14 protein-coding genes are annotated in these 14842 nt (G+C 69.2%); 7 read left to right on the top strand and 7 right to left on the bottom strand.

The window, feature by feature from the left end:
• Positions 1-68: 68 nt before the first annotated feature.
• The 3 genes from ACYP33_RS28885 to ACYP33_RS28875 all read right to left on the bottom strand — a co-directional run bounded on the left by ACYP33_RS28885 (position 69) and on the right by ACYP33_RS28875 (position 3215).
• Positions 69-1202 (bottom strand): porin, encoded by a 1134-nt coding sequence (locus tag ACYP33_RS28885; RefSeq protein WP_459624793.1) that lies wholly within the window; start codon positions 1200-1202, stop codon positions 69-71.
• Positions 1203-1282: 80 nt separating this feature from the next.
• Positions 1283-2740: a purine-cytosine permease family protein gene (locus ACYP33_RS28880; RefSeq protein WP_414448063.1), complete on the bottom strand. Its 1458-nt coding sequence runs from the start codon at positions 2738-2740 to the stop codon at positions 1283-1285.
• A gap of 64 nt (positions 2741-2804) precedes the next feature.
• The gene (locus ACYP33_RS28875) at positions 2805-3215 is read right to left on the bottom strand and encodes a YybH family protein (protein WP_414441394.1); all 411 of its coding nucleotides are present in this window, start codon (positions 3213-3215) and stop codon (positions 2805-2807) included.
• Positions 3216-3496: 281 nt separating this feature from the next.
• On the opposite strand from ACYP33_RS28875, the gene ACYP33_RS28870 reads away from it, so the two are divergent.
• Both ACYP33_RS28870 and ACYP33_RS28865 read left to right on the top strand, forming a co-directional pair.
• Positions 3497-4294 (top strand): class I SAM-dependent methyltransferase, encoded by a 798-nt coding sequence (locus ACYP33_RS28870; protein ID WP_459624792.1) that lies wholly within the window; start codon positions 3497-3499, stop codon positions 4292-4294.
• A gap of 172 nt (positions 4295-4466) precedes the next feature.
• Positions 4467-5057, top strand: a complete 591-nt coding sequence (locus ACYP33_RS28865; RefSeq protein ID WP_414441392.1) for an IMPACT family protein — start codon at positions 4467-4469, stop codon at positions 5055-5057.
• 91 nt (positions 5058-5148) lie between these two features.
• Here ACYP33_RS28865 and ilvA read toward each other — a convergent pair whose 3' ends face one another.
• Together ilvA and ppk2 are read right to left on the bottom strand one after the other, a co-directional pair.
• Positions 5149-6732, bottom strand: coding sequence for a threonine ammonia-lyase, biosynthetic (ilvA, locus tag ACYP33_RS28860; protein WP_459624791.1), 1584 nt, complete (start codon positions 6730-6732; stop codon positions 5149-5151).
• 250 nt (positions 6733-6982) lie between these two features.
• Complete coding sequence (gene ppk2, locus ACYP33_RS28855) at positions 6983-7906, bottom strand: polyphosphate kinase 2 (protein ID WP_414441391.1); 924 nt, start codon at positions 7904-7906, stop codon at positions 6983-6985.
• Positions 7907-8166: 260 nt separating this feature from the next.
• Between ppk2 and ACYP33_RS28850 the strand changes: the two genes are divergently transcribed.
• Positions 8167-9639 (top strand): hypothetical protein, encoded by a 1473-nt coding sequence (locus ACYP33_RS28850; protein WP_459624790.1) that lies wholly within the window; start codon positions 8167-8169, stop codon positions 9637-9639.
• Between the two features lie 171 nt (positions 9640-9810).
• Here ACYP33_RS28850 and ACYP33_RS28845 read toward each other — a convergent pair whose 3' ends face one another.
• A complete protein-coding gene (locus ACYP33_RS28845) occupies positions 9811-10299 on the bottom strand; it encodes a cupin domain-containing protein (protein WP_414441389.1) in 489 nt (162 codons plus the stop codon).
• A gap of 84 nt (positions 10300-10383) precedes the next feature.
• Positions 10384-11385: a Zn-dependent oxidoreductase gene (locus tag ACYP33_RS28840; protein ID WP_459624789.1), complete on the bottom strand. Its 1002-nt coding sequence runs from the start codon at positions 11383-11385 to the stop codon at positions 10384-10386.
• Positions 11386-11530: 145 nt separating this feature from the next.
• Here ACYP33_RS28840 and ACYP33_RS28835 point away from each other — a divergent pair, with 145 nt between their 5' ends.
• The 4 genes from ACYP33_RS28835 to ACYP33_RS28820 form a co-directional block, all read left to right on the top strand.
• Positions 11531-12424 (top strand): LysR family transcriptional regulator, encoded by an 894-nt coding sequence (locus tag ACYP33_RS28835; RefSeq protein ID WP_459624788.1) that lies wholly within the window; start codon positions 11531-11533, stop codon positions 12422-12424.
• Positions 12425-12643: 219 nt separating this feature from the next.
• Entirely contained in the window at positions 12644-13534 is an 891-nt protein-coding gene (locus ACYP33_RS28830; protein WP_459624787.1) for a LysR family transcriptional regulator, read from the top strand.
• A 111-nt stretch (positions 13535-13645) separates the two neighbouring features.
• Entirely contained in the window at positions 13646-13939 is a 294-nt protein-coding gene (locus ACYP33_RS28825; RefSeq protein WP_459624786.1) for a hypothetical protein, read from the top strand.
• A 1-nt stretch (position 13940) separates the two neighbouring features.
• Positions 13941-14842: 4-hydroxy-tetrahydrodipicolinate synthase family protein (locus ACYP33_RS28820; protein WP_414448071.1), on the top strand; the 902-nt coding region annotated here is incomplete at its 3' end.

The following is a 14842-nucleotide window of genomic DNA, read 5'->3' as shown; positions in this document are numbered from 1 at the left end:
TCAACTACAAGTTCTGAACGCACGGCGGGCGGGCGCAGCGCCGCCCGCCGTGCGTTCGGCGCTGCGCGTCAGAACGCATGCGTGATGCCGACGCGCGCCACGATCTGCTGCGCGCTCGACGATTGCCCGGCCGAGCCGAGCACATAAGCGCCATCGAGCGGCGTGCCCGCGCCGCCACTCGCGCGCTGGTAAGCCACCTGCGAATACACGCCGGTGCGCTTGGACAGCGCGTACTGCGCCATCAACCCCACCTGGTTCCAGTGCAGCGATGCGTCGCCACCACCCGTGGCCAAGTGCGCGCGCGTGTATGTATACATCGCACCGACGAACAAGTTCGGCTGCACGTAGACCTTCGCGTTCGCCTCGATATTGTCGAAACGCAGTTGCGACACGCCCGTGCCCAGGTCCCCCACGTACAGCGACGACACGGGCTGCTGCACCGTCACGTGCGTATACACCAGCCCGAATGTCGCCGGCCCGATGCCGTAGTTCGCGCCGATCCCGTAGATCTTCTGGTTGCCCGCGACGAAATCCATGTCGTCGGGCGCGACGCTGCCGCCCGGCGTGGTGCCCGGCGTGCCGAGATCCTCGTACACCGCGCCGATCGTCAGCGTGTTCCAGGCGTAGCTCAACCCGGCGCCGATCGCGCGGTTGCGCGCGAAGTTGCCGGCCTGATTGCCGAAACCGTACAGCGCGGTGGCCGTCAGCCCGTGGTACGCCGCGCTCGTGAACTTGACCGCGTTGTTGGCATGGAACGACGCATCGGTGTTGTCGTTGTCGAACGGATGCGCGAACAGGTAGCCGGCCCAACTGCCGTTGGCCGTCAGCGGCGCGATCGTGTCGGCCACCGTGTCGAACTGCCGCCCGAGCGTCAGCGTGCCGTATGCGTCCGATTGCAGGCCCACGTACGACTGGTAGCCGAACACGCGATCGCCGTAATAGAAGCGCCCGTTGTCCACCTGGAAGCCGCTTTCGAGATCGAAGATCGCGTGCAGCCCGCCGCCGAGATCCTCGTTGCCCTTGATGCCCCAGCGGCTCGTGACGAGATCCACGCTGGTCTGCTGCCAGGCCGCATGGCCGCCCGCGTTGCTGGTGAAATTGATGCCCTCGTCGAGCACGCCGAACAAGGTCACGCTGCTCTGCGCCTGCGCGCCATACGACACGCACAGGCAGGCGAGCGCCGCCGCAGCCTTCAGTTTCATTCGTTATCCTATATAGATGGATGACGGCTTGCGCCGCTATCGATCGAATCCAGCGCGCGGGGTGTCGAGCCCCGCCGCGTTCAATGCAGGCCGAGCGCGCTGTCGCTGGCCTCGATCGCGGCCGCTTCGGCACGCGCGTCGAGCCGGCGCCACGGCAGCAAATAGACGATCGTCGCAACCGCCAAGCCCACCGCCCATGCGATGTCCACGCCGCCGAGCCGCGCCGCGAGCGGGCCGCTATACACGCCCGGCAGCACGAAGAACGGCACCGAGGCCACGAAGCCCGCCGCGTACGACACGAGCCCGCGCACGCCCCACGCGCCGTAGATGCCGTCGGCCGTGAACAGATGCGTGATCGCGTAGCGGCCGCGCCGCACGAAGAAGTAATCGACGAGATTGACGGCCGTCCACGGTGCGAGCAGGTACAGCATCATGGTCAGCGCCGCGAACAGGATGTCGATGGCGTTGCCGGTCAGCAGCATCGAGATCGTCACCCACACCGCCGTGAGCAGCACCAGCGTGACGATGCGGATCGTGCGCGTGGGCTTGACGGCGCGGAACGAATCGACGCCGGTGATCAGCGTCAGCATCGCGCTGTAGTTGTTCAGGCCCATGGTGGCGACCATCGCGCCGATCGACATGATGGAGATCAGCGCGCCGAAGCCGTGGAAGATCGCGTTGCCGGCCTCGTTCAGCGCGATCAGGCCGTCGGACGCGCCAAGCCGCGACGCCAGCCACGCGCCGAGCGCGATCAGCCACACCGCCGACGAGGATGCCCCCGCGAACACCGCGCCGATGATCGCGCGCGGCCGGGTGCTGCGTGGCAGATATCGCGAGTAGTCCGACACATACGGCGCATACGTGATGTTGTAGCTGGCGCTGGCCGCGAACTGCGAGGCGAACGCCACCAGGCTGAACGCACCCGCGTGCGCGGCCTTGGGCGGCACGCCGCCGAACAGGATCGCCACCGTCAGCACGAGGTACAGCGGCAGGCTCAGGTACAGCATCCATTTGAACGCGCGGTGCAGCCAGTCGTGGCCGTACACGGCCAGGAACAGCGCGAACAGCGCCGTGGCCAGCGTGATCGCCACCGGCGACCAGCCGAAGATCGCATGCAGGCCGCTGGCCATCAGCACCACGTCCACCACGTTGAACGCGATGAACGTGAACGCCGTGGCCAGCAACACCACCACCACGCCGCGATAGCCGAACTGCGCACGCGACTGGACCATCTGCGGCAGGCCGAGATGCGCGCCCTGCGACGCATGGAACGCCATGAACAGCGTGCCGAACAGAATGCCGAGCGTGCCCGACAGGATCGTCCAGCCCAGCGACAAGCCCATGCCCGGCCCGACGAAACCGATCGCGATCGTGAAGAACTGGAAGTTGCCGAGGAACCAGAACGGCCCCTGGTCGAGCACCCTGCCGTGCCGCTCGCTGTCGGGCACATAGTCGATCGAGCGCGTCTCGATCGTGGAGAAACGCGGTGCCTCGTGCGCTGCCGCGCTGCCGAGGTCCGCCGTGCCGGGATGTTCCATGGGGAATCCTTGTTCAGTTGTCCTGATGCCGGATGGCGTTGAATGACGCTTTGCCGGAACGGGTTCAGGCACTGCCGCCGGGCTGCGGCGCCGGCGACAGATGTTCATGCACGGCGAGCCAGCGCTGGCCGGCGCGCGCGAACACGATGGTTTCGCGTTCGTCGAGCGTGTCCTGCCCGGCATGGGTGCGCAGCGTGGTGCGCACGGCGTGCGTGAAGATCGCCACGCCGTCGCCGGCCAGTTGCACGGCGCGATCGCGCGATTCGCAGCCGAGCACCGCGAAGCCGTCGTCGCGCTCCCATTCGCGCCAGCGCGCCGCGTAGGCCTCGCGCGAACGCAGCGGCGCATCGACGTGATGGAACACGAAGCTGGCCTCGGGCGCGAACGCCGCGAAATAGGCCTCGCGATCGTGCCGGCCGAACGCATCGATCAACGCATCGGCGGCGGCCATCACCTGTTGTTCGGTCGGATTCATCGGGGCGTTCCTGGTGGTATCGATGGATTGGCTGCGATCGTATTGAGTCAAAAAAACGTGACCTATATCAACGTTTCAATGTAGACATCGAGATCCATCGATGTATGGCGTCCGGCCATGCGCGATGCGGGCCGGTGCTGCCGTCCATCAGGGAATGCCCGGCCCCGGCGCACCCGGCGAGGGCCTTGGCGAGGGTGGTTTGCATGGGTCGGCGTCGATGCATGGTCGGCCCGGGCCGGAACTGGCATGATGGCGGCACCCGACCGAGCCGGAAGACCGCCATGCCGATTGCATCGTTGTGTGTCGCCGCCGCCGAAACCGCCTGCAAGTGTTGCGGCGGCACGAGCCGCCTGTGCGGCGTGCTCGATTTCTCGGTAGGCGGCGCGGACCGCTTCGCCGGCCGCAAGGTCGATCCCTATGCGGGCGTGCCCGTCTACTACCACCAATGTGAGCGCTGCCGCTTCGTGTTCACGCGCGCGTTCGACGCGTGGACGCCCGACGATTTCGCCGCCCACATCTACAACGCCGATTACGTGCGGCAGGACCCCGATTGCACCGGCGCGCGGGCGCGCGACAACGCCGCGATGATCGCGCAGCATTTCCCGGCGATGGCCGGCCAGCCCACCCTGGATTTCGGCTCGGGCTTCGGCCAGCTCGAACACGAACTGGCCGCGCGCGGCTTCGGCACGGTCGCGTCGTGGGACCCGTATCACGGCACGTCGCAGGCACAGCCGGCCGACGGCGCCTATCGCAACATCCTCGCGTTCGAGGTGTTCGAGCATCATCCCGATCCGCATGCGCTCGTCGCCACGCTGCTGCGCTACCTCGACGACGACGGCGCGATTCTCGTCTCCACGCTGCTCGTGACCGACGCGCAGGTCGAAGCCGGCATCGCCGACTGGTGGTATTGCCTGCCGCGCAACGGGCATATCTCGCTGTTTTCGGCGCTGGCGCTCGGCACGCTGGCCGCCGCGCACGGGCTGAAGGCGGTGTCGTTCGACGACGGGCTGCATCTGTTGTATCGCCACGCGGTGCCGGGCTGGGCCGCGCATTGCTTCGCGCCGGGGCAGACGGCCTGAAGGTGGTGACGTGCGAACGGCACGGGCAGCGCGAAGGCCACGCGAGCGCCGCCTACGGGCCAAAACCAGGCCGCCCCCCACGTCTCGCTTGAGCCAGCACGCAGTGCCGCCGCGCGCCTGCCCGTAGAATGTCGGGTTTTCCGCCCGCCGCGCCGTTGCCGCCCCACTCGCCATGACCTACACCCTCGCGGCCATCTGTACGAAGGAGATCGAGATCCGCAAGAGCCGCTTCATCGGCTATGCGATCCCGGTGGCCGATCGCGACGCCGCGATGGCCGAGCTGCAAGCGCTGCGCGACGCCCATGCCGGGGCCACGCATGTCTGCTGGGCCCTGCTCGCGGGCGGCCAGTCGGGCATGTCCGACGACGGCGAGCCGTCGGGCACGGCGGGCCGGCCGATCCTCGAAGTGCTGCGCCATCACGATCTCGACGGCGTGCTGGCCGCCGTGGTGCGCTATTACGGCGGCGTCAAGCTCGGCGCGGGCGGGCTGGTGCGCGCCTACACCGATGCGATCGCCGGCGCGCTGCTCGATGCGCAGCGCGTCGAGCGCATCGCCATGACGCGGCTCGCGATCGAGATCGGCTATCCGGATGAAGCGCGCGTGCGCCGCTGGATCGAGCAGGCCGGCTTCGAGCTGGTGGACAGCGCCTATGCGATGACGGTGCGGCTGGCGATCAAGCTGCCCGTGACCGAGGTGGCCGCGGCGCGCGACACGCTGTTCGACGCCACGCAGGGGCGCGCCGGGTTTCCCGCGTTCGAGTGAACCGAACGCCCGGCGCGGCGGCCAAAGCCCGCGGCTTCAAGCTCATCCTTCCGGCGCGCCAATCGAAGCCCTCGGCTTCACACTCGCCGCTTCAAGCCAGGAACAGGCGATACGCCGGGTTCGCGGTTTCCTCGTGATACGGATAGCCGAGCGTGGCCAGGAAACGGTCGAACGCGTCATGATCGGCGGCCGGCACCTGCAGCCCCACCAGGATCGAACTGGTGTCGGCGCCCTGATTGCGGTAATGGAACAGGCTGATGTTCCAGTTCGGCGCCATCGCCGACAGGAACTTCATCAACGCGCCCGGCCGCTCCGGGAATTCGAAGCGGAACAGCCGCTCGTCGTGCGCGAGCGGCGAACGGCCGCCGACCATGTAGCGAATATGTTCCTTCGACAGATCGTCGCCGGTCAGGTCCGCCGTGCCGAAACCGTGCGCCTCGAAGTTGGCGGCGATCTCGGCCGATTCGCCGCGGCGACGCGTCTGCACCCCCACGAAGATATGCGCCGAGTGCGCGTCGGCGATCCGGTAGTTGAACTCGGTCACGCTGCGCTCGCCCACCAGCTCGCAGAAGCGCCGGAAGCTGCCGCGCTCCTCGGGGATCGCCACCGCGAACACCGCCTCGCGCGCCTCGCCCACTTCGGCGCGTTCGGCCACGAAGCGCATGCGATCGAAATTGACGTTGGCGCCCGAGGTGATCGCCACCAGCGTTTCGCCTTCGATGCCGGCTTGCTCGGCATAGCGCTTGGCGCCGGCCACCGACAGCGCGCCCGACGGCTCCAGCACGCTGCGGGTGTCCTGGAATACATCCTTGATCGCGGCGCACAGCGCGTCGGTATCCACGGTGATCACGTCGTCGAGCAAGGCCTGGCAGAGCCGGAAGGTTTCCTCGCCCACCAGCTTGACGGCCGTGCCGTCGGCGAACAGCCCGACCTCGGCCAGCGTCACGCGCTCGCCGGCACGGATCGACTGCGCCATCGCGCACGAATCGGCGGCCTGCACGCCGATCACGCGGATCTCCGGGCGCACCGCCTTCACGTAGGCGGCCACGCCGGCCGCCAGGCCGCCGCCGCCGATCGGCACGAAGATCGCGTGGATCGGCCCCTGATGCTGGCGCAGCACTTCCATCGCGACGGTGCCCTGCCCGGCGATCACGTAAGGGTCGTCGAACGGATGGACGAAGGTCAGGCCGCGCTCGGCCTGCACCTGCACGGCGTGCGCGTAGGCGTCGCTATACGATTCGCCGGCCTGGATCACCTCGACGGTCGCGCCGCCATGCGCGCGCACCGCATCGACCTTGACCTGCGGCGTGGTGACGGGCACCACGATCACCGCCTTCACGCCGAGCCGCGCCGCCGAGAACGCCACGCCCTGCGCGTGATTGCCGGCCGAAGCCGTGATCACGCCGCGCTCGCGCGCCTCGGTCGACAGATGGGCCATGCGGTTGTAGGCGCCGCGCAGCTTGAACGAGAACACCGGCTGGTTGTCCTCGCGCTTGAGGAACACGCGGTTGCGCACGCGGGCGGACAACTGGCGGGCGGGTTCGAGCGCCGTTTCGATCGCCACGTCGTAGACACGCGCGGTCAGGATCTTCTTCAGATAGGCATCCACGCTCGACGTGATGTCGGCGGACGGAGGGGTGGCGGTTTCCTGACGGCGACTGGACAGCGACAGCATCGAACGCTCCTGGCTTGGGGATGATCGTGCCCGGAGACGGAAACAAAAAACCCGCCTCGGGGGCGGGTTTCGTGACGGCTTCCTTGCGCGCGCTAACCCACCATTCGATGAATGGTGCGAATAATGTGCGCGATCGGGAAGGCGAGACGGGTCATGGAGCGAGAGCATCCGTGATGCCCGTGTGTTTGTCAACCCCGACACTCGACCCCAAGGCGAGCCGGCCTGGCCGCCCCGGGCGTGTCGGCCGGGATCAGTAGCGTTCCGGCACGATCATCGAATCCGGCACCGGGCGGCGCAGGTAATCCTCGTGGTGGACGCGCTCCGGCAGCAGCACCGGCGCGTGTTCGACTTCGTGATACGGCACCAGGCTCAACAGGTGGTCGATGCAGTTCAGGCGCGCGCGCTTCTTGTCGACGGCCTGCACCACCCACCACGGCGCCTCCGGAATATGCGTGCGCGACAGCATCTCTTCCTTGGCGGCCGTATAGGCTTCCCAGCGGCGACGGCTTTCGAGATCCATCGGGCTCAGCTTCCACTGCTTGAGCGGGTCCTGGATGCGGGCCTCGAAGCGCGTTTCCTGCTCTTCGTCGGTGATCGAGAACCAATATTTGACGATCTGGATGCCGCTGCGCACCAGCATCTTCTCGAACTCGGGCACCGAGCGGAAGAATTCCTCGTACTCGTCATCGGTGCAGAAGTTCATCACGCGCTCGACGCCGGCGCGGTTGTACCAGCTGCGGTCGAACAGCACGATCTCGCCGCCGGCCGGCAGATGCGCGGTGTAGCGCTGGAAATACCACTGGGTGCGCTCGCGGTTGTTCGGCGCAGGCAGCGCGGCCACGCGGCACACGCGCGGGTTCAGGCGCTGCGTGATCCGCTTGATCGCGCCGCCCTTGCCGGCCGCGTCGCGGCCTTCGAAGATCACCACCAGGCGGTGGCCGGTGGCGACCACCCAGTCCTGCAGCTTGACGAGCTCGCCCTGCAGGCGGAACAGCTCGCGGAAGTACTGCTTGCGCGATTCGCGGCGTTCTGCCGAGAACATCGTGGCTTCATCGTCGAAACGGCGGTCGTCCAGCTCCATTTCGAGTTCTTCGTCGTAGGCGTCGACGAGGTCTTCTTCCAGGCGGCGCTGACGCGCTTCGGCGTCCAGTTCTTCGGTACGGGTGTCGGTCATCGTGCTGCCTCCTTGGTAAACCGTCAGATACGTGCGTTCCCGATTATCTCAGCGGCGCATGTCAACTGCATTAACCGTGCGCATATCGGCTGGGTGTCCGGCCCCTTTACCCGATCCGAGGCCACCGATTTTCCGTCGCCGCCCCTCCCCGGACGGGCACCGATTCTCTACACTGACGATTGCAGCGACGATGTGCGACCGGCTCGCCGGCCCGCGCCAGAAACAGAACCGGACCCGAGACACCTGCACACCGACGCCCGATGCGTACCCCCTCCCCCCGTTCGCCGCATTTTCCCCATTCGCCCGATGAGCCGTTTCGCGTGCCGCTCGCCCGGCCGGCGCGGGCCGCCGCAATTCCCGCGTTCCTGCGTGACATCTGCCGGGGCCTGATCGACCGGCAGCGCGAGGACGAACTGCTGCCATGGGCCGATCAGGCGCTGGCAATCGACCCGTTCGCGGCCGAATTCGTCGAAATGCGCGTGCAGGCGCTGTCGCTGGCCGGACGCCACCGCGAGGCCGCCGAGATGCTGCGCCGCCATGCCGGCCTGCCCTGGCCGCGCGCCGGCTTCGACACGCGGCTCGGCCACGAACTGGCGATGGCGGGCGACCTGGAGGCCGGCATCCGTCATCTCGATCTGGGCATGCGCCACGCCACGACGGCCGGCGACACCGCCGCCGCCGCGCTCGCCGCGCACCGGCTCGGCGAGGCCTGGCTCAAGCTCGGCGAGCCGCGCGGCTTCGCCGGCTGGCTGCGCCGCAACGACGACCCCGTGTCGAGCGGCAGCTATCGCACCGATCTGCCGATGTGGAACGGCGGGGACGTGTCGGGGCGGCGCGTGCTGATCACGCACCAGCTCGGCTTCGGCGATCAACTGCTGATGCTGGCCGCCGCGCGCGACTGGCTGCATGCCGGCGCGCGGCTGATGATTAGCTGCGATACGCCGCTGCTGCCGCTGCTGCGTGCCTCGCTGCCCGATTGCCGGGTAGTGGACGCGCCGCGCCCGGTGGGGGCGGGCGAGCCGCTACCGGAAGCGCTGCGGCGCGAGATCGCGGTGTTCGCGCCGGACCTGCACGCGAGCCTGCTGCATCTGCCGCTGCTCGACGCCACGCGCGCCCGGCCGCGCGGCCGTTTCGAGCCGTACCTGCGGGTGCCGACCGACCGCGCGCGCGCCGCCACGCTGTGGGCGCGCCGCATGCGCGCCGCCGCGCCGGGCCGCAAGCTGGTGGGCCTGTGCTACGACTGCTCGCACCGGCACCGCCCCGAACTCGGCAGCGCGGCGCGGTGCTGGGCCGCACGCCGCAGCCTGCCGCGCGAGGCCGTCGAGCGGCTGATCGCACATCCGGCGCTGGCCTCGCGCGTGCTGTTCGTGAGCCTGCATCATCCGAGCGGCGAGGCGCTGGCCGGCGGCCTGCCGCGCGGAATGCGCCACTACGCACCCGATATCGAGGGCTTCGACGACACCGCCGCCTGCATCCGCGAACTCGATGCGGTGATCGCCGTCGATTCGTCGGTCGCGAACCTGGCCGCGCTGCTCGGCGCGCCGACCTGCGTGCCGGTCAATCGGTCGGGCGATTGGCGCTGGGGGAGTGTGGGCACTGTGTCGCCGTGGCTGCCGGGCGTGACGGTGCTGCGTCAGAGGGATAGTGGGGATTGGCAGCCGGTGCTGGAGGGGCTGGTTGGGTGGGTGGAGAGCGTGGTGCTGGGTGGGGAGGCTGGGGCGTCGGTGGGTTGAGCGGCGGCGTGAACGCGCACGGCGGACGCCGCGTCGGGTGCTGCGCGGCTTCAGGTTCAGGTGACGCGTGGATTTCTGCTTGGGCAATGCGTGGCTTGACGCTCGGATGATGCCCGGCTTCCTGCTCACGCAATTCGCGGCATCCCGTTCAAGCAGTGCGCCGCTTCCCGCTCATTCGATGCGCGGCTTCCCGTCATGCGGCCCGAGCGGCCGTTCGGGCCAATCGATCCAGCGGTCGTCGCGCGCTGCCTCGTGCGCGGCGTTCAACGGATAGCGAATCCGGTTCTCGTCCTTCGGCGTCTCCCCGACCACGATCAAGCGCACCTCGTCCTGCGTGTTGTTCAGGAACGTATGGCAAATGCCGGTGCCGGCCGGAAACGCCACCGCATCGCCGGGCGCGAGCCGGTGCAGATGGCCGTCGATCCAGACGTCAGGCGTGCCCTCGATCACGTACGCAAACTCCTCCTCGGCGCTCTCGGCGTGCGGATAGGACGTACGCCGGCCCGGCAGCAGCCGCACATGATGAATGCCGAGGCGCGTCAGCCCGAGCTTGCGCGCGAGCGGCGCGCCGAGGCCCATCGATTCGGGGTCGCCGGGGTAGTGCCCGGCCTCCTGCCCTTCGAGTTCGGTCCAGTGCTTGATGAAATCGGGGCGCGACATCGCGAAGCTCCTGTCAGAGTCGTGGGGAACGGGCATGACAGCACGCATGCGCCGCGCTGTCCACCCGCCCCCTCGACCGGGCTCTCAGCCGCGCGCGACCAACACGGCCTTCGCGCCGTCGGCCGGCTCGAACGCCATCGCTTCATCGATCCGGTCGAACGTGAACGTCGCCCCGAGCCGCGTGCGCAGCGCCGGATCGTCGATCAGCCCTTCGAGCGCCGTCAGCGCGCGCACCAGCCGGGCGGGATCACGCACCGTCGCGCTCTCGAAATTGCTGAAGCGGCGGATCGTCAGGTCCTTCATCATCAGCAGCGCGGTGGCGATCGAGAACGGCTCGGTGCGATCGAGAAAGCCATACGCGTAGATCGTCGAGCGTGGCGCCAGCGCCGGCGCGAGCGCACCGAGCAATGCACCGCCCACGCCGTCGAACACGGCCGTCGCGTTCAGCGAGGCCGCCAGCGGGCCGAGCGTGTCCGCCAGCGCCGGGCCGGCCGTCACCACGTGCGGCTCGCCCGCGCGACGCAGCGCCTCGGCCGACGCCGCGGTGCGCGCCACCAGGATCACGGGCAGCTTGCGGGCACGGGCCAGCACGCCGAGCGCGCAGCCCGTCGCCGAATTGCCGGCCGTCGCGATCACGCCGGCGTGGCCGGCCTCGGCCATCTCCTCCAGAAAGGCGTAGGCCGTCATCACGTTGACCAGCGAGCCGCAGTAATCGCGCGCGTCGACCGTGTCGGGCAGGATCAGGCAGTTCGTGTACGGCACCTGGGCGCGCTCGCACCACAGGCCGACCGTCTCGGGGCTGCGGCCGAGCGAGCGGTAGATCGCCACCTGCCGGCCGAGATAGGCGGCCGGCACGCCCGCGCCGATCGCCGCGACCACACCCGCGCCCGACGCGCCCCACACGTCGTGCCGCACCGCGCTCAGCGCATTGCCGGCGGCCTGCGGCATGCGCAGGAACGTCTTGTCGCCGTGGTTGATCGCCGAGCCGGCCATCTCCACCAGCACATGGCCCGGCGCGGGCTGCGCCGGGGTGGGGATCTCGCGCACTGTCAGCGCCCGCTCGGGCGTCACGCAAATCGCTTGCATCGTTCAAGACCTCGCTTCGGTTGAGGGTGCGCGGCGCCGCCACGACACCCGGTGAGGCCGTACGTTAAGGCGTTTCATCAATTGCCGAAACGCGCTACTCGCACATATCATCGATTCCACTCTGGAATGGATCGATATCACGCTCATGGATCGTCTCGACGCAATACGGCTGTTCGTCCGGCTGGTCGAACGCGGCAGTTTTTCGGCGGTGGGCCGCGAGGAAGGCATCGGGCAGCCCGCCGTCAGCAAGCAGATCGCCGCGCTGGAGCGCCATCTCGGCGCGCAACTGCTGCAACGCACCTCGCGCCGCGTGGCGATCACCGAGGCCGGGCAGGCGTTCTACGACGCGGCGCGGCCGCTGGTGGACGATTTCGAGGCGGTCGAATCGTCGGTCGGCGTGCGACAGCAATCGCCGCGCGGGCTGGTGCGCATCAACACCGCGCCCGCGCATGGCCGGCTCTGGATCACGCCGCGGCTGCCCGAGCTGTTCCGGCGCTATCCGGATGTGTCGGTAGAGTTGTCAGCGTCCGAGCGCAACGTCGATCTAGTCGGCCTGGGCATCGATCTGGCGATCCGCCACGGGCCGCTCGCCGATTCCTCGCTCAGCGCGCGCCAACTCGGCGAGACGCGCATGGTGCTGGCCGCCAGCGCCGATTACGTCGCCGCGCACGGCGCGCCCGCGCGGCTCGCCGAGCTCGACGCGCATCCGTGCATCGTGTTCGCGCGCGACCGCGAGCGCCGCCCGTGGCGGCTCAAGCAGGGCCGCGAATCGATCGCCTACCTGCCGCGCGGCTCGCTGCTGACGGGCGACGCCGAACACGTCCGCGCGGCCGTACTGCACGGCCTCGGCATCTCGCAGGCGCCGTACTGGCTGCTGGCCGACGAGATCCGCGCGGGGCGCGTGCGCGAATTGCTGCCGGCGCTCCAGCCAGATCCGCTGCCGATGCACGTGGTGCATGCGGCCGGGCGGCGGGTGCCGATGCGGGTGCGTGTCGTGATCGATTTTCTGGTGGAGATTTTCTCGGAATCGACGCCGTGATGAGGTGCCGCCAGGGCGATGGCCTGGCGATCGATCGAAGCCCGCTTCCTGGCGGAGATCGTCGCGAAACCGTCGCCGTAATCACGCATCGTGGCAATGGCCCGCCGATCGACTGAAGCCCGCGTTTCCAGGCAGTTTCCACATGCGCGCCGGCCCACGTGCCCCACCCCGCCGTGCTTGTTATCATCGCGGCTGATCACGCTGTGCGGAGCCTTCGCGATGGAACTCAAACACCTCGGCGCGTTCGTCGCGCTGGCCGACGAACTGCACTTCGGCCGCGCCGCCGAGCGGCTCTGCATCGTGCAGCCGGCGCTGAGCATGCAGATCAAGACGCTCGAAACCGGCCTCGGCGTGCGCCTGTTCGACCGCGACCGTCACAAGGTTGCGCTGACCGACGCGGGCCGCCTGTTCCTGCCGGAGGCGCGCGCCACGCTCGATCAGGCCGCGCGCGCGGCGCAGGTGGCGCGGCTGTCGGCGCACGGCGAGATCGGCACACTGCGGCTCGGCTTCGTGTCGTCGGTGCTGCCGAAGCTGCTGCCCACCGTGATCCGCACCCTGCACGCGCGTTACCCGCGCATCGCGCTGGAACTCAAGGACATGCCCACGCCCGACCAGATCGCCGCGCTGCAAGGCGGCACGCTCGACTTCGGGCTCGGGCGGCTGCCGATCGCGGCCGGCGGCCTGCGCACGCGCGTGGTCATGGAGGAACCGTTCGTGGTGGCGGTGCCGGCCTCGCATCCGCTCGCGCGCCGCCGCGAGATCCAGCCGGCGCAGTTGCGCGGCCAGCCCGCGTTCGTGCTGGCGCGCCGCTACGCGCCGGGCCTGTTCGACGCGCTGCTGGTGGCGCTCGGCGCGCAGCAGGTCACGCTCGAGATCGCGCGCGAACTCGGCGAATACACCACCATGCTCGCGCTGGTGGCGGCCGGGCTCGGCATCGGTTTGATCCCTGCCGAAGCGGCGGCCGCCGTGCCGCCGAACGTGGTGGCCCGGCCGCTGGCGCTGCCCGGGCACCGCGCGCCGCTCGGGCTGATCTGGCGCGACGACGACAGCGCGCTCAAGCGCGTGTTCGTCGAGGTGGTGGAGGCCTGCGTGAACGGCGAGGCGGACTGAGCGCCGGTTCCGGTTCCGTTTACGCCCCGCCCCGATCTTTTTACGCGGTATTGATACGCGGCTCGCTACGCTGGGAGGGTCTTCCTACCCGATCGGGTCCCCTTCCATCGCATGCGCCAAGCCAAGGCTGTCACACCGCTCCGTATCCTGTTTCCCACTCCGCGCATCACGCGCGCCAGCGTCCGCATCTCGCTCACGCACGGCCACCGCGACGCGCAACTCGCGACGCTGCTGGCCTCCACGCTCGCGAGCCACATCGTCGCCGTGCAACCGGCGCGGCGCGCGATCCACGTCACGCTCGGCACCGCCAGCCCCGACATGCCGGCCCTGCTCGACCTGCTGATGTCGTGCGTCGACGCGGCCACCATCGGCCCGATCGTGCACACCGCCACCGTGGAGGCCTGACATGTTCAAGGGCATCTGGGTGCCGCTCGTCACGCCGTTTCGCGACGGCCGCGTCGATACCGCGGCGCTGCGCACGCTGGCCGCGTCGTACCTCGACACCGGCATCGCCGGCTTCGTCGCGCTCGGCACCACGGCCGAGGCCGCGCTGCTCGACAGCGCCGAACGCGCCGCCGCGCTGGAAGCCATCGTCGAGGTCGCCGCCGGCCGGCTGCCGGTATTCGTCGGCGTGGGCGGCCTCGACACGCGCGCGTTCCTCGCCGAAATCGACCAGCTCGAACGGCACGCGATCGCCGGCTATCTGGTATCGCCACCGGCCTATCTGTGCCCGAATCAGGCCGGCGTGCTCTGGCATTTCGAGCAGATCGCGCAGCACACGCGGCGGCCGGTGATGCTGTACGACGTGCCGCATCGCACCGGCGTGACGATCGAGCCTTCCACCGTGCGCCAATTGCTTCGTCATCCGAACCTGGCCGGCATCAAGGAATGCGTGCCCGCGCATTTCGGCGCGCTCGACGCGTTGCCGATCGAGCTGCTGTGCGGCACCGACAGCGCGTTCCTCGATTGCCTCGCCGCCGGCGGCGCGGGCGGCGTGCTGGCCAGCGCACATGTGTGCGCCGATCTGTTCGTCGAGGTGCAGCGGCTGCACGAGGCGGGACGCGTAACGGAAGCGCACAGCCTGTTCGACGCGATGCAGCCCGTCGTGCGGTTGCTGTTCGCCGCGCCGAACCCGTCCGCGATCAAGGCGATGCTGTCGCTCACGCACGGCATCTCGCCGGAGGTGCGCATGCCGATCACGCCGGCCTCGCCCCAACTGGTGGCAGAGTTGCGGCGCGTGCTGCCGATGCTGGATCGCCTGCGGGCGGAATGGCTGGCCGCGCCGTGCCCGGCCGGCAGCCCGATGTA

Source organism: Burkholderia sp. 3C, from assembly GCF_054589155.1.
Note: the sequence above shows the minus strand (reverse complement) of the source record. Positions and strands in the feature narration are given on the sequence as shown.

Coding starts and splice junctions, on each gene's coding strand:
- ACYP33_RS28845 (WP_414441389.1), bottom strand. CDS start 10,299: ATGTCGCGCCCCGATTTCATCAAGCACTGGACCGAACTCGAAGGGCAG.
- ACYP33_RS28840 (WP_459624789.1), bottom strand. CDS start 11,385: ATGCAAGCGATTTGCGTGACGCCCGAGCGGGCGCTGACAGTGCGCGAG.
- ACYP33_RS28885 (WP_459624793.1), bottom strand. CDS start 1,202: ATGAAACTGAAGGCTGCGGCGGCGCTCGCCTGCCTGTGCGTGTCGTAT.
- ilvA (WP_459624791.1), bottom strand. CDS start 6,732: ATGCTGTCGCTGTCCAGTCGCCGTCAGGAAACCGCCACCCCTCCGTCC.
- ACYP33_RS28875 (WP_414441394.1), bottom strand. CDS start 3,215: ATGAATCCGACCGAACAACAGGTGATGGCCGCCGCCGATGCGTTGATC.
- ACYP33_RS28880 (WP_414448063.1), bottom strand. CDS start 2,740: ATGGAACATCCCGGCACGGCGGACCTCGGCAGCGCGGCAGCGCACGAG.
- ACYP33_RS28870 (WP_459624792.1), top strand. CDS start 3,497: ATGCCGATTGCATCGTTGTGTGTCGCCGCCGCCGAAACCGCCTGCAAG.
- ACYP33_RS28825 (WP_459624786.1), top strand. CDS start 13,646: ATGCGCCAAGCCAAGGCTGTCACACCGCTCCGTATCCTGTTTCCCACT.
- ACYP33_RS28850 (WP_459624790.1), top strand. CDS start 8,167: ATGCGTACCCCCTCCCCCCGTTCGCCGCATTTTCCCCATTCGCCCGAT.
- ACYP33_RS28830 (WP_459624787.1), top strand. CDS start 12,644: ATGGAACTCAAACACCTCGGCGCGTTCGTCGCGCTGGCCGACGAACTG.
- ppk2 (WP_414441391.1), bottom strand. CDS start 7,906: ATGACCGACACCCGTACCGAAGAACTGGACGCCGAAGCGCGTCAGCGC.
- ACYP33_RS28865 (WP_414441392.1), top strand. CDS start 4,467: ATGACCTACACCCTCGCGGCCATCTGTACGAAGGAGATCGAGATCCGC.
- ACYP33_RS28835 (WP_459624788.1), top strand. CDS start 11,531: ATGGATCGTCTCGACGCAATACGGCTGTTCGTCCGGCTGGTCGAACGC.